The organism is Arthrobacter sp. S2(2024) (assembly GCF_036662515.1).
Taxonomy (GTDB): Bacteria; Actinomycetota; Actinomycetes; order Actinomycetales; family Micrococcaceae; genus Arthrobacter.
The window spans coordinates 198,149-212,063 of the sequence record NZ_JAYKZI010000005.1; the positions used below are offsets into that span (position 1 = coordinate 198,149).

Annotated in this window: 10 protein-coding genes; 6 read left to right on the plus strand and 4 right to left on the minus strand. The window is 65.7% G+C overall.

From position 1 onward, the window contains the following. The first annotated feature begins 60 nt into the window (after positions 1 to 60). The 3 genes from cobA to VLA65_RS13125 all read left to right on the plus strand — a co-directional run bounded on the left by cobA (position 61) and on the right by VLA65_RS13125 (position 4,304). Positions 61 to 1,317: a uroporphyrinogen-III C-methyltransferase gene (gene cobA, locus VLA65_RS13115; protein WP_332602755.1), complete on the plus strand. Its 1,257-nt coding sequence runs from the start codon at positions 61 to 63 to the stop codon at positions 1,315 to 1,317. Positions 1,318 to 1,347: 30 nt separating this feature from the next. Further along, positions 1,348 to 2,814 (plus strand): FAD-dependent oxidoreductase, encoded by a 1,467-nt coding sequence (locus tag VLA65_RS13120; RefSeq protein WP_332602756.1) that lies wholly within the window; start codon positions 1,348 to 1,350, stop codon positions 2,812 to 2,814. 110 nt (positions 2,815 to 2,924) lie between these two features. Next, on the plus strand, positions 2,925 to 4,304 hold the full coding sequence (locus VLA65_RS13125; RefSeq protein WP_332602757.1) for an MBL fold metallo-hydrolase: 1,380 nt from the start codon (positions 2,925 to 2,927) through the stop codon (positions 4,302 to 4,304). A 204-nt stretch (positions 4,305 to 4,508) separates the two neighbouring features. Here VLA65_RS13125 and VLA65_RS13130 read toward each other — a convergent pair whose 3' ends face one another. The 3 genes from VLA65_RS13130 to VLA65_RS13140 all read right to left on the minus strand — a co-directional run bounded on the left by VLA65_RS13130 (position 4,509) and on the right by VLA65_RS13140 (position 8,068). Beyond that, positions 4,509 to 5,189 (minus strand): FadR/GntR family transcriptional regulator, encoded by a 681-nt coding sequence (locus VLA65_RS13130; protein WP_059387243.1) that lies wholly within the window; start codon positions 5,187 to 5,189, stop codon positions 4,509 to 4,511. Further along, a complete protein-coding gene (locus VLA65_RS13135) occupies positions 5,186 to 6,451 on the minus strand; it encodes an MFS transporter (RefSeq protein WP_332602758.1) in 1,266 nt (421 codons plus the stop codon). Before VLA65_RS13135 ends, VLA65_RS13130 begins: the two co-directional genes overlap by 4 nt. Before the next feature lie 174 nt (positions 6,452 to 6,625). Continuing rightward, positions 6,626 to 8,068, minus strand: coding sequence for a PucR family transcriptional regulator (locus tag VLA65_RS13140; RefSeq protein ID WP_332602759.1), 1,443 nt, complete (start codon positions 8,066 to 8,068; stop codon positions 6,626 to 6,628). Between the two features lie 144 nt (positions 8,069 to 8,212). Between VLA65_RS13140 and VLA65_RS13145 the strand changes: the two genes are divergently transcribed. Together VLA65_RS13145 and gabT are read left to right on the plus strand one after the other, a co-directional pair. Further along, entirely contained in the window at positions 8,213 to 9,643 is a 1,431-nt protein-coding gene (locus VLA65_RS13145; RefSeq protein WP_307052452.1) for a gamma-aminobutyraldehyde dehydrogenase, read from the plus strand. A gap of 69 nt (positions 9,644 to 9,712) precedes the next feature. Next, complete coding sequence (gene gabT, locus VLA65_RS13150) at positions 9,713 to 11,077, plus strand: 4-aminobutyrate--2-oxoglutarate transaminase (protein WP_284990971.1); 1,365 nt, start codon at positions 9,713 to 9,715, stop codon at positions 11,075 to 11,077. Positions 11,078 to 11,199: 122 nt separating this feature from the next. Here the strand turns inward: gabT and rarD are convergent, their stop codons facing one another. Further along, positions 11,200 to 12,207 carry an EamA family transporter RarD gene (gene rarD / locus VLA65_RS13155; protein WP_332602760.1) on the minus strand — a complete coding sequence of 336 codons (1,008 nt, stop codon included), beginning with the start codon at positions 12,205 to 12,207 and terminating at the stop codon, positions 11,200 to 11,202. Between the two features lie 186 nt (positions 12,208 to 12,393). Here rarD and VLA65_RS13160 point away from each other — a divergent pair, with 186 nt between their 5' ends. Further along, a complete protein-coding gene (locus VLA65_RS13160; RefSeq protein ID WP_332602761.1) occupies positions 12,394 to 13,827 on the plus strand; it encodes an FAD-dependent oxidoreductase in 1,434 nt (477 codons plus the stop codon). The last annotated feature ends 88 nt before the right edge of the window (positions 13,828 to 13,915 follow it).

The window sequence follows — 13,915 nt, forward strand, 5'->3', positions numbered from 1 at the left end:
GCGTGAACTGGTGTTTCCGGACCTTTGAAGCATGTTACGGCCCGGCCCTACAGTTTTTTCATGGCAATACAGGACATCTACCCCACAGCCCTGCGGCTGCTTGGCCGCCCGGTGCTGGTGGTGGGCGGCGGACCCGTGGCTGCCCGACGCGCCAAGGGACTGCTCGACGCCGGCGCCCGGGTGACCGTGGTGGCCCCCGTTGCCTCTGACGCGCTCCGCGAACTCGCCGCCTCCGGCCTGCTCACCTGGGAGCCGCGCACTTACCTTTCCTCCGACGTCGACGGCGCCTGGTTCGTCCAGACGGCCACCGGCGTCGCCGCTGTGGACGCCCAGGTAGCCGCCGACGCCGAGGCGCAGCGCATCTGGTGCGTCAACGCCTCGGACCACGAATCCTCGGCAGCCTGGACGCCCGCCGTCGCCGTCGTCGACGACGTGAAGATCGCCATCAACGCCGGGGGAGACCCTCGCCGCGCCATGGCCCTGCGCGACGCAGTTGCCACCGCGCTGGAGACGGGAGACCTCCCGCTCCGCCGTCGTCGTGCGTCCACCGGAAGCGTCGCGCTCGTGGGTGGTGGTCCCGGTGACTCGGGACTTATCACGGTGCGCGGCCGTCGCCTGCTGGGCCAGGCCGACGTCGTCGTCGCGGACCGCCTCGGGCCGCGCGACTTGCTGCAGGAACTTGCTCCGGACGTCCGCGTGATCGAGGTCGGCAAGACCCCCGGCCACCACCCCGTGCCGCAACTGGAGATCAACCGGATCCTGGTGGAGGAAGCCCTGGCCGGCCACTGTGTGGTGCGGCTCAAGGGCGGCGACCCCTACGTCCTGGGCCGCGGCGGCGAGGAAGCCGAATTCTGCCGGCAGAACGGCGTCGAGGTTGAAGTTGTTCCCGGTGTGACCTCGGCGATCTCAGTGCCGGCCGCAGCGGGCATTCCCGTGACGCACCGTGGACTCGCAAAGGGTTTCAGCGTGGTGACCGGCCACGAGGAACTGTCCGAGGTCCCGGCCCGCCCCGACCACACCGTGATCCTGCTCATGGGTGTAGCCAAACTCCGCGAATCCGCCGCTGCCCTCGCGGACTCCGGAATGCCCTTGGACACGCCGGTAGGTATCGTAGAGAACGGCTACATGCCCGAACAGCGCGTCACGATCGGCACTTTGGCGACGATTGCCGATCAAGCCGAGGCCGCCGGCGTCGCAAATCCCGCAGTGATTGTGATCGGCGATGTGGTGCGTGTCAGCCCGTTTGCCCCCGAACATTTCAAGACCGCTGACTACAGCACCCTGACCCCCAACAAGCCCCGCGTCGTTACCCCTTAGCCCCGTTGCACACTGAAAAGGAACACAGCCGTGTCATCTAGCACCACCGTAGGAACCGCCGCACGTCCGCTGCGCGTCGCCGTCGTCGGCTCCGGCCCGGCCGGCGTCTACGCAGCTGACATCCTGACCAAGAGCGAGGCCGTCAAGAGCGGCGAGCTGACGGTCAGCATCGACCTCTTCGACCGCTACCCGGCCCCCTACGGCCTGATCCGCTATGGCGTTGCCCCGGACCACCCACGCATCAAGGGCATCGTGAACGCCTTGCACAAGGTCCTGGACCGCGGCGACATCCGCTTCTTCGGCAACGTCGACTACGGCACTGACATCTCCATCGAAGACCTGCGCACGCACTACGACGCCGTCATCTTCGCCACCGGCGCCATCAAGGACGCGGACCTGAACATTCCGGGCATCGAGCTGGAAGGTTCCTTCGGCGGCGCCGACTTCGTCTCCTGGTATGACGGCCACCCCGACGTTTCCCGCGAATGGCCGCTTGAGGCCACATCGGTGGCCGTGCTCGGCAACGGCAACGTAGCACTGGATGTGGCCCGTGTCCTCTCCAAGCACGCCGACGACCTTCTGGTCACTGAAATTCCGGACAACGTCTATGCCGGCCTCAAGGCTTCCCCGGTCACCGACGTCCACGTCTTCGGCCGTCGCGGTCCGGCGCAGGTGAAGTTCACCCCGCTGGAGCTCCGCGAATTGTCCCACTCCAAGGACGTGGACATCATCCTCTACGCCGAGGACTTCGAGTTCGACGACGAGTCTGACCGCCAGATCCAGACGAACAACCAGACCAAGACCATGGTGGGCACCCTCACCAACTGGATCGCCGAGCAGCCCGAGGACCTTTCCGAGCTCAAGGCCTCCCGCCGGCTGCACCTGCACTTCCTGCACAGCCCGGTGGAGATCGTGGACTCGGCGGAGACTCCCGGCAAGGTTGCCGCGATCAAGTTCGAGCGCACCGAACTGGACGGAACCGGCAACGCGCGCGGTACCGGCGAGATCGTCGACTACCCGGTCCAGGCCGTATACCGCGCCATCGGCTACTTCGGTTCCGCGCTGCCGGACGTCGAGTTCGATCACCGGCGCGGGGTCGTTGCGAACGACGGCGGCCGTGTCCTGGACGCTTCCGGCGAGCACGTTCCGGGCTTGTACGCAACGGGTTGGATCAAGCGTGGACCCATCGGGCTCATTGGCCACACCAAGGGTGACGCACTGGAGACGGTCACGTACCTCTTGGAAGACCGCGAAAACCTGCCGCTGGCCGCCGTTCCCGAGGCGGACGCCGTCGTCGAGCTCCTGGACGCCCGCGGCGTGAAGTTCACCAGCTGGGAAGGTTGGCTGGCCCTCGACGCCCACGAGCTCGCGTTGGGTGCCGCCGCTTCCGAGGCCGGCACGTCGCACGGCGTCGAGGTCAAGCGCGAACGCATCAAGGTTGTGCCGCGTGAGGACATGGTGGACATTTCCCGCGACGGCGTGGCCGCACAGGTCTAGGACAAGCAACGGGGCCCCAAGCAACGCGGGGTCACTTAGCGCCCATCCGGGGCATCGGAATGGGCGCTAAGTGACCCCGCGTTGTTCTTTATCGGGGTTAGACTCTCCGCATGGACGTCGTCGTCGTCGAAACGACCCCACTGGGGGACCGCAGCTACCTCGTTCATGACGGCACTGTGGCGCTCGTGATCGACCCCCAGCGTGATACCGACCGCGTCGAAACAGCAGCGCGTGCTGCGGGGGTTGCCATCACGCATGTCGCTGAGACCCACCTCCACAACGACTACCTCACGGGTGGCCTCATCCTTGCCCGTGATCACGACGCCCGCTACTTGGTGAATGCCGCGGACAAGGTGGCTTTCCAACATGAACCGATTGTTCCGGGGCAGGCGTTCGCTGTAGGTAGGCTTTCCGTCAAACCGGTGGCCACGCCGGGCCATACGCACACGCATCTGGCCTATATTGTTTCGGACCCCGATCCAGGGGCGGGCGTCCGGCAAGCGGTGTTCTCCGGTGGCAGCCTGCTGTACGGTTCGGTGGGCCGGACCGATTTGATTGGCCCGGAAGATACCGCAGGGCTGGCGCATGACCAATACGCCTCGGTCCGGCGGCTTGTTGCCGAGGCAGCACCGGACGCGATCCTGTATCCCACCCATGGCTTCGGTTCGTTCTGCTCCATCGGTCCCGCGAGCAGGATCCCCGCGTCGACGATCGGCGAGCAGGCAGCCACCAACCATGCGCTCACCGACCCGGACGAAGACCATTTTGTCCGGCACCTCCTGGCGAATATCACGGCCTACCCGAGCTACTACGCGCACATGAGCCCGCTCAATGCCTTAGGCCCGGGCCCCGCGACGCTCCAGGTGTCGGAATCGGTGGAGTCCGCGGAACTGGAGCGCAGGCTCGAGGCAGGGGAATGGGTGGTGGACCTGCGCAACCGGGTCGCATTCGCCGCGAGCCACCTGCGCGGCAGTGTGGCCTTTGAATACGGGACAGGCTCGAGCTTCACGAGCTACCTCGGTTGGGTCCTGCCGTGGAACCAGCCGCTGACCCTGCTAGGTGCCCATGACGACGTCGAAAAGGCAATCCGCGACCTCGCGAGGATCGGAATCGACTCCCCGGATGCAGCTGTCGGCGACGATCCTGGGGCTCTTGCACCAGCCACTGCTTTGGTGCAATATCCGATCACCGACTGGGCGGGGCTGGAGCGGGACCGGGCTTCCGGTGAAACAGTTCTGGACGTGCGCCGAACCGAGGAATTTTCCGCCTCCCATGTGCTCGGGGCCGTGAACGTTCCGCTGCACGAGCTTTTGCTTCGGCTGGACGAACTGCCGGACTCAAGGATCTGGGTGCATTGCACTTCCGGCTACCGGGCCAGCGTCGCCGCAAGCCTGCTGCATCGTGCCGGCCGCAGCGTAGTGCTCATCGACGCACTCTTCCGCGAGGCGGCTCATGCCGGCGTCGAGCTGGTGAGCGCCGCGCCGGCCTAGATGCCCGGGCCACTGCGGACGCTCGCTCAGCTATGACGGCTTTTCGTGAAACCCCCGCTCACCTTTGGGGTGTTTCCTATAGACGGTCGCTCACATGATGTGAGCGGGCGTCGGTCAAAGCCGGTCAGATGTGAGCGGGCGTCGGTCAAAACCGCGATAGATGTGAGCGGGCGTTGGGGAAAACCAGCCATGTGTGAGCGAGGGTCAGTGCGTGAGCCATTCCGCGGCGAAGTCCAGGTTGCGGTAAACGCTCGCGACGGCGGCGGCCTCGTCGCGTGCCTCGATGGCGTCGGCGAGCTCGTCATGGCCTTCGTGGGGGATGCCGTTGAAGCCGGCCTTGCGCTGTTGGCGCAGGAGGTCGTCGTGGAAGACCCCGCCGAAGGACACATACAACTGGTGCAGCAGCGGGTTGCCCGAAGCCAGGGCCACCCGTTCGTGGAAATCCCAGTCCGCCCGGGCCCACGCGGGGTAGTCGGCCGCGAGCCATGCGTCGTGGCGTACTTGGAGGAGGGCACGCATTGCGGCGATGTCCTCGGCCGTGGCGTGCTTCGTGGCCAGTCGGGCGGCCTGGGTGTCCAGCCCCACCCGGACCTCGACCACGTGCTCCTGCGTGTGTTCCTTGTACATTCGTTGGGCCGCGCCGGAGATCTCGCTGGTGGCCCGGACATAGGTTCCGTCGCCGCGGCGAACCTCCAACATGCCGCTGTGCGCCAAAGCTTTGATGGCTTCGCGGAGCGTCCCGCGCGAGACTCCGAGCGAGGCCATGAGTTCCGGCTCGGCCGGGATCTTCTCCTGCAGGGGCCACTCCCCGGACTGGATCATGGTGCGCAGCTGGCGGGTGACCTCATCGGCCAGGACGGGCCGGTGCGAAGGTGTGAGGCTCATGCGACAGGCCTTGGCCCGGCCTTGATCGGCGTCCGCTTGCTGGTCAACTGGTGGCAGGTGACCATGAGGGCCAGGGCAACCGCGGCAAGGAGCGCCAAGGGGAGCGTCCAAGCACCGGTGGCGCTATGGAGCAGGCCCATGCCGAACGGACCCAAAGCCGCAATCAAGTACCCCACGGACTGGGCGACGGTGGACATGGCGGTGGTCTCCGCCGTCGTACGCCCGCTGCGGCTGATGATCACCAGGACCAGGGGGAAGATGCCCAGCCCGAAACCGAACATCACGGCGGGAACCGCGGCGAACGACGTCGGGAGCAACAGCATTGCGGGGATGGCCAGAAGAGTGGTCCCGCTACCCAGGTACAGGGCAGGCCGCATCATGCCGGGCCGCGAGCCGATGGCCAGCAGGATCATGCCCGCTGCCACCGAAACCAGCTGCATGAGCCCGAACTGGAGGCCGCTCTCCGAGGCGCTGAGTCCTTGGCTTGTCAGGATGTAGGCAAACCAGCTCATCACGGCATACGCCAGGAGGGCCTGCAACGTGAAGATGGAAGTGATGAGGAATCCCAGCCGGGTGCGCAGGAGGGGCCACATCGACACGTGCTCCTGGCTGGCCTTCCGTGAAGTGCGATGGGTGTGGAGGACCATCGGGAGGAAGCCAAGAAGTGCGGCGACGCCAAGGAGTCCCCATGCGGCCAGGCCCATCGAGGGCGAGCCCAGCTGTTGGGCCAAGGGGACGCTGACCGCTGCCGCGAAGGTGGCACCTGCGGACATCGTGAAGGTGTAGAGGCCGGTCATCATGGACGTCTTGCTTGCATAATGCTCGCGGATGTACGACGGCATGGCCACGTTGCACACCGCCAGGCCGGACATCGCCAGCACGGTCCCGGCGAGGAGGGCGCCGGTCGCGGGGATGCTGCGGACGAGGAGTCCGGCGGCCAGCATGGCCAGCGCAACGAGGATGGACTTCTCGACGCCGATCCGGCGCGACAGCCACGAGGTTCCCAGCCCTGCCACGGCGAAGCACAGCAAGGGGATCGACGGAAGAATCGACGCGACAAGCGCCCCGTAGCCGAGGAACGCCTGCAAATCGTGGAACAGCGCCGCCGCGCTGGTGATGCCGGCGCGCAGGTTCAGGCCGATCAGGATGACGGCGATGATCCCGACGACGGCGACCACCCGGGATTTCGGCGCCACCGTACCGCCGCTGGTGGGCACAGTTGTTGCTTCCGTTGCGTGGGGAGTCGGGTGAGTCGAGGCCATGCTTAAAGGTTAGACGTTTGACGTTTGGTGCGGGAAGTTTTGTGGTGAATCTCTCCACGCTGCGCAGGAGCCCAACTGACTCGCACTTAATGGCGTTTTCAGCCCCGAAAACGACAACAAATGCGAGCTAGTTGGGCCGACGGCGGCGGGGCTGGCCGACGGCGGCAGGGGACCTTAGCGCGGGTTCCGGGCACCCAGCCGCTGCACCGCGAGGGCAAGCCACAGCTGCACGCGGTCCGGCGTCTGGGCGGGGTCGTAGCCGGTGAGGTCGGTGATTTGCGCCAAGCGGTAGCGCACCGTATTGCGGTGCAAAGTCAGGGCTTCGGCGACGGCGGCCACCGAGCCGTTGTGGTTGAGGTAGCTCTCAAGGGTCGAGACGAGCTCGGAGCCGTGCGTGGCGTCGAACTTGCGCAGGGGAGTGAGCGCTTCGCTGGCCATGTCCGCCAACGGCACGTCCTCGCTCGCCAGCAACAGAGAGGTCAGGCTGAGCCGCTCAGGTTCGTTGACCGGTAAACCGTGCGCCACGGCGTCGCGCGCTTCGAAATAGCTCCAGCGCACGCCGTTCGGCTTGGTGTACGCGCCGCCGATCCCGATCACCGCGTGGATTCCCGCTTCCAACAGGTGATCGCTGAGGTCCTTGGCGAGCGCGCTCGCGGAACTGCCGTCGTCGGGCACTACCGTCACCAGGTCCTTCCCGACGACGGCGGTCACCCCGCCGTCGAGCGACTGCGGCAGCGATGTGCTGCTGAGCTGTTTGTGGTGGGCGGCGGAGACCACCAGGAGCACCACGTTCTTGCGGGTGCTGTTGATTCCGACGCCGGCCAGGCGGCGGGCGCCCTCGACGGTGTCCAGGGTTCCGTGGATGACATCGTCAAGCACCTGGCCCGCCAAGGCCCGCTGGCTCTGGCGCTGTTTGACCATGTTGTTGAGTTCCACGCTGATCAGGTTCTGCGCATAACTGACAATCCCGGTGTCGCCGAAGGGTTGCTTGATCCAGAGGGTGCAGGCGTCGCGGCGTCCTGTCGGGATGGGGAAGGATGCCCAGTCTTCGGCCGTCGGCGCGGGGTTGCCGGCCACGCTGTTGTAGAGCTGCGCGCTGAACTGGGTGAGTGCGATGTCGGACCGGAGCATGCTGCCCAATTGCTTGAGCAATTCCCCGAGCCCGCCACCGGTCAGCAGGGCCCGGGCCAGGATCTGGTGGCCGGCGATAAGGCGCTCCAGCTTGGAGTAGTGGTCGGCGGATTGGGAATCGGCCACGAGTTTGCCGATGGCAATGAACGGGGTCTCGTACGGGACTTCCACGAGGGGCAGCCCCCAGCGGTTCGCTTCCGCAACGAGGGCGGGGGGCACGGCTTCGTGGGTCAGCCCGGTGCCGAAACCGATGCCGACTGCTCCCGCGCGCTGGACCTGGCGCACGAAGCGGCGTTGTTCAGCGGCCCCGTTGAGCCGGAGCCCGGTGGTCAGGATCAACTCGCCGCCGTTGAGGAAGCGCTGGGGATCCTCCTGCTCGGTCACGGCCACCCAGCGGATATCTTCGTTCCAGGTGGTTTCCGCGAGGCCGGCTTTGCGGAGCCGAAGGGAGGGGACGGCGACGAGCGCGGCGATTGACATTGCCATGCCAAAAAGGATATCCCCGCACTGGTCATTCGCACTAAGTCGTGGTGGTCAGGGTGTGCACCTGACTATTCCGCGCCGCGGGGTGCTGGCATAGGCTCGGAGCAGCTGCAACCAATGCCTAGACACCGAAAGAGGTTGTACACCGTGGTCCAAACCTTGCAGAACTTCATCAACGGCGAGTTCGTCACGCCGGCAGGCACCGAATTGCTCGACATCGTGAACCCCACCAACGGGGAGATTGTCGCCCATGCGCCTGTCTCCACGGCGGCCGACGTCGATGCTGCCATGAACGCGGCGAAGGAAGCCTTCAAGTCCTGGAAGCATGTCACGCCGGGCCAGCGCCAGCTCATGCTGCTCAAGCTCGCTGATGCCATCGAAGCCAACAGCGACGAGCTCGTCGAGGCGCAGCACCGCAACACCGGCCAGGTCCGCGCCCTCATCGCGTCCGAGGAAGTTGCCGCGGGCGCAGACCAGCTCCGCTTCTTCGCGGGCGCCGCGCGCATCATGGAAGGCAAGTCCGCCGGCGAGTACTTCGAGGGCCACACCTCGTACGTCCGCCGCGAACCGATCGGCGTCGTGGCCCAGGTTGCACCGTGGAACTACCCGTTCCTCATGGGCATCTGGAAGATCGGCCCCGCCCTCGCAGCAGGCAACACCGTTGTCCTCAAGCCCTCCGACACCACTCCGGAATCCACCTTGGTCCTGGCACGTCTTGCGGGGGAGATCTTCCCGGCCGGCGTCCTCAACGTGGTCCTCGGCAACGCGGCCACGGGCTCCATGATGGTTGAGCACAAGGTCCCGGGCCTCGTCTCGATCACCGGTTCCGTCCGCGCCGGCATTGCCGTAGCCAGTGGAGCGGCCAAGGGCCTCAAGCGTGCCCACCTGGAGCTCGGCGGCAAGGCCCCGGCCATCGTCTTCAAGGATGCCGATATCAAGAAGAGCGCAGCCGCCATCGCCGAATTCGCCTTCTTCAACGCCGGCCAGGACTGCACGGCCATCACCCGTGTGCTGATCGAGGACTCCATCCACGACGACATGGTTGCCGCCATGGTGGAGCACACCAAGACGCTGCACACCGGTTCGCAGAACGACGACGAGAACTACTTCGGCCCGCTCAACAACGTGAACCACTTCAACGCCGTGAACTCGGTGGTGGAGCACCTTCCGGCCAACTGCAAGATCGAAACCGGCGGCCACCGTGCGGGTGACAAGGGCTTCTTCTTCGAGCCGACCATCATCACCGGCGCCAAGCAGACTGACGACGTCGTCCAGAAGGAAACCTTCGGCCCCGTCATCACCGTCCAGAAGTTCACCACCGAGGCCGAGGCACTCGAGCTGGCCAACGACGTCGAATACGCCCTGGCATCCAGCGTCTGGACCACGGACCACGGCACCGCCATGCGGATGAGCCGCGACCTGGACTTCGGCGCGGTCTGGATCAACACGCACATTCTGCTGACTGCTGAGATGCCGCACGGCGGCTTCAAGCAGTCCGGCTACGGCAAGGACCTGTCCATGTACGGCGTCGAGGACTACACGCGCATCAAGCACGTGATGAGTGCGCTGGACGCATGACTCAGATGCCTGACTCAGGCGCAACGCCCGACGCCCAAACACGGCAAGCATAAGAAAGAAAGAACCATCATGACCGCAACAGCACATGAAATCACCTACCGCCTGGACCAGAAGCGCAGCCTCAACGGCGCTTTCCCCGGCCCCAAGTCCCAGGCCCTGAACGAGCGCCGCGCGGCCGTCGTCGCCGCCGGCGTGTCCTCGGGCGTGCCGGTTTACGTTGAGGACGCCGACGGCGGCATCATCCGCGACGTCGACGGCAACTCCTTCATCGACCTCGGCTCCGGCATCGCGGTGACGAGCGTCGGCGCCTCGGACCCCGCCGTCGTCGCCGCCGTCCAGGACGCCGCTGCGCACTTCACCCACACCTGCTTCATGGTTACCCCGTACGAGGGCTATGTCGCCGTCGCCGAGCAGCTGAACCGCCTTACCCCGGGCGACCACGAGAAGCGCACCGTGCTCTTCAACTCCGGCGCCGAGGCAGTGGAGAACGCCGTCAAGGTGGCACGCCTGGCAACCGGCCGTGACGCCGTCGTCGCTTTCGACCACGCCTACCACGGCCGCACCAACCTGACCATGGCACTCACGGCCAAGGCCATGCCGTACAAGACCAACTTCGGCCCGTTCGCGCCCGAGGTCTACCGCATGCCGATGAGCTACCCGTTCCGCGAGGAAAACCCGGAGATCACCGGTGCGGAGGCCGCCAAGCGCGCCATCACCATGATCGAGAAGCAGATCGGCGGCGACCAGGTTGCCGCGATCATCATCGAGCCGATCCAGGGTGAGGGTGGCTTCATCGTTCCCGCTGAGGGCTTCCTGCCGGCACTGTCCGCCTGGGCCAAGGAAAAGGGCATCGTCTTCATTGCCGACGAGGTCCAGTCCGGTTTCTGCCGCACGGGTGAATGGTTCGCCGTCAACCACGAGGGCGTTGTCCCGGACATCATCACCATGGCCAAGGGCATCGCCGGCGGTCTCCCGCTGTCCGCGATCACCGGCCGCGCGGACCTGCTCGACGCCGTCCACCCGGGCGGCCTGGGCGGCACCTACGGTGGCAACCCGGTTGCTTGTGCCGCAGCCCTTGCTGCGATCGGCACCATGGAGCAGCACGATCTCAACGCCCGCGCCCGCCACATCGAGGAAGTCGCACTCGGCCGCTTGCGCGAACTCGCGGCTGATCCTTCTGCAGGTGGGGTCATCGGCGACGTCCGTGGACGCGGTGCCATGCTGGCGATCGAACTGGTCCAGGCCGGCTCCAAGGAGCCGAACGCCGAACTGACCAAGGCCGTTGCCGCGGCGTGCCTCCAGGAAGGCGTCATCATCCTGACCTGCGGTACCTACGGCAACGTGATCCGCCTGCTGCCGCCGCTGGTGATCAGCGACGAACTGCTCCTGGACGGCCTTGAGGTCCTGGCAGCGGCCATCAAGGCCAACGCTTAGCCGCAAACCTTCAGGTGGACCTGCCCACCTCTACGCACCAAGGATGGACATAGTCTGACTATGTCCATCCTTGGCGTTTAACGAGGGGCATGTCCGGTATGGGCGCCAGGCAGGCAAGCGGACTAGGCCGCGCTGAGGCGTGCGCTTTTCCTGATGACCGAGTTCTTGCGTGCCGTGCGCAGCATGTCGAGGGTCAGGAGCAGTAGGGCCAGCCACACGATGCCGAAGCCCACCCAGCGGTCCGGCGTCATGGCCTCGTGGAAGACGGCCAGGGCCACGATGAACTGGAGGACCGGCGCGAAGTACTGCAGGAGGCCGATGGTGGTCATGGGCAGTCGGCGTGCGGAGGCCCCGAAGAAGAGGAGCGGCACGGCGGTGATGATGCCCGAAGCCGCCAAAAGCCAGAAATGGCCCGGGCCGTTGCTTCCCAATGTTCCGGCTCCCGTGAGGCCGAGGACAATCATGGTGGCGCCGGCGATCGGAGCGAGGACAACAGTCTCCACCGTGAGGCTCGTGATGGCATTGACCTTCGGCCCCACGCGCTTCTTCACGAATCCGTAGAGTCCAAAGCTGAACGCCAGGACCAGGGCGATCCACGGCAGCTTGCCATAGGAGACCGTCAGGACCCCGACGGCGATGAAGCCGATCCCGACGGCGGCCCACTGGAGCGGGCGGAGCTTTTCCTTCAGGACGAACACCCCAAGAAGGACCGACACGAGCGGGTTGATGAAGTAACCGAGCGAGGCTTCGACCGCGTGGCCGGTGGTAACGCCGAAAGTGTAGGTCAACCAGTTGATGGCGATGAGCCCGGCAGCGATGGCGAGCGGGCCAAGGACCGCCCGGTCCCTGAAGGCGTTGCCGAGGAGGCGCCATGTCCGGGTGATGGTGATGAGCAGGGCGCAGAAAATGAGCGACCACACCACCCGGTTGGCGACGATTTCCACCGCTCCGGCGGGGTGCAGCACCAGGAAGTAGAGCGGAAGCAGCCCCCACAGACCGTACGCGCCGATACCGAAGACGACGCCCGCCGTCGTCTCTTTCTTCGCCGTGGCAGCGGCGGAAGCTGCAGTTGCAGCATTCGAAGCGGTGGTGGCGGACGGGGCGGGCGCGGTTTGCTCGGGCGTAGACACAAAGTCAAGAACATCACATATTGCGGAGGTATTCCTGACCGTACGGCCGGAAAGTTATTGTGAGTTTCCTCGCCCCGTTGTGTCACCTCGCGCCACGTACTGACACTCCGGCCGCAACCGAGAACTAGAATTGGAAACTGCGCGCCCCACCACGCGGGGCGGATTCCCGTCTCAGAAGGGTTCACGGTGTCCAACTCGGCCGAAACCACCTCAAAACGTCCGTTGCGCGTCGCCATCGTCGGCGCAGGACCGGCCGGCGTGTACGCCGCGGATATCCTGACCAAATCGAACGAGGTCAAGGACGGCGACGTTGAGGTCAGCATCGACCTCTTCGAGGCATACCCTGCGCCGTACGGCCTGATCCGCTATGGCGTAGCTCCTGACCACCCCCGCATCAAGGGCATCGTCAACGCGCTTCACAAGGTCCTGGACCGCGGAGACATCCGCTTCCTCGGCAACGTGACGTACGGCCGCGACCTTACGCTGCACGACTTCCGCTCGTTCTACGACGCGGTGATCTTCTCCACGGGGGCCATCAAGGACGCGGACCTGAACATCCCGGGAATCGAACTGGAAGGCTCCTTCGGCGGCGCCGACTTCGTCTCCTGGTACGACGGACACCCCGACGTGCCCCGCGAATGGCCGCTGGATGCCAAGGAAGTGGCGGTCATCGGCAACGGCAACGTGGCGCTGGACGTGGCCCGCATGCTCTCCAAGCACGCCGACGACCTCCTGGTGACCGAAATCCCGGACAACGTCTATGCCGCCCTCAAGGCCTCCCCGGTCACGGATGTGCACGTCTTCGGACGCCGTGGCCCCGCCCAGATCAAGTTCACTCCGCTGGAGCTGCGCGAACTCTCGCACTCTAACGACGTGGACATTGTGCTGTACCCGGAAGATTTCGAGTTTGACGAAGCCTCGGACGAGGCCATCCGCAGCAACAACCAGATCAAGACCATGGTCAACACTCTGACCAACTGGCTCGTCGAAGAACATGCCGAAGCCGAGCAGCCCTCGTCCCGCCGCCTGCACCTGCACTTCCTGCACAGCCCGGTGGAGATCGTTTCCGAAGACGGCTCCGGGAAAGTCTCCAGTATCAAGTTCGAGCGCATGAAACTGGACGGCACGGGCAACGTCAAGGGCACCGGCGAGTTCGTGGACTATCCGATCCAAGCGGTCTACCGCGCCATCGGCTACCACGGATCGCCGCTGGACGAGCTTGAGTACGATGCCCGCCGCGGCGTCATTCCCAACGACGGCGGACGGGTGCTGGACGCCGACGGCAAGCCGGTGCCCGGTATCTACGCAACTGGCTGGATCAAGCGCGGACCCGTCGGCTTGATCGGGCACACCAAGGGCGATGCACTGGAAACCATCGGCTGCCTCCTGGAGGACCGCCTCACCCTGCCCCCGGCCGAAAACCCGGACCCGCAGGCCATCATCAACCTCCTGGAAGAGCGGGGCATCGAGTACACCACCTGGGAAGGCTGGAACAAGCTCGATGCGCACGAACTAGCCCTCGGTGCCGCATGGACCGCCGAAAACCCGGACGCCGGCGTCGTACGCGAACGCATCAAGGTGGTCCCGCGCGAGGACATGATCGAGATCTCGCGCGGCTAGGGGACGCGGCTCGCGCCTGACGACTCGCGGACCGCGCCTAGCGGCTAGCCGCGCACCGCGCCCATCGGCTCGCGGACCGCGCCTAGCG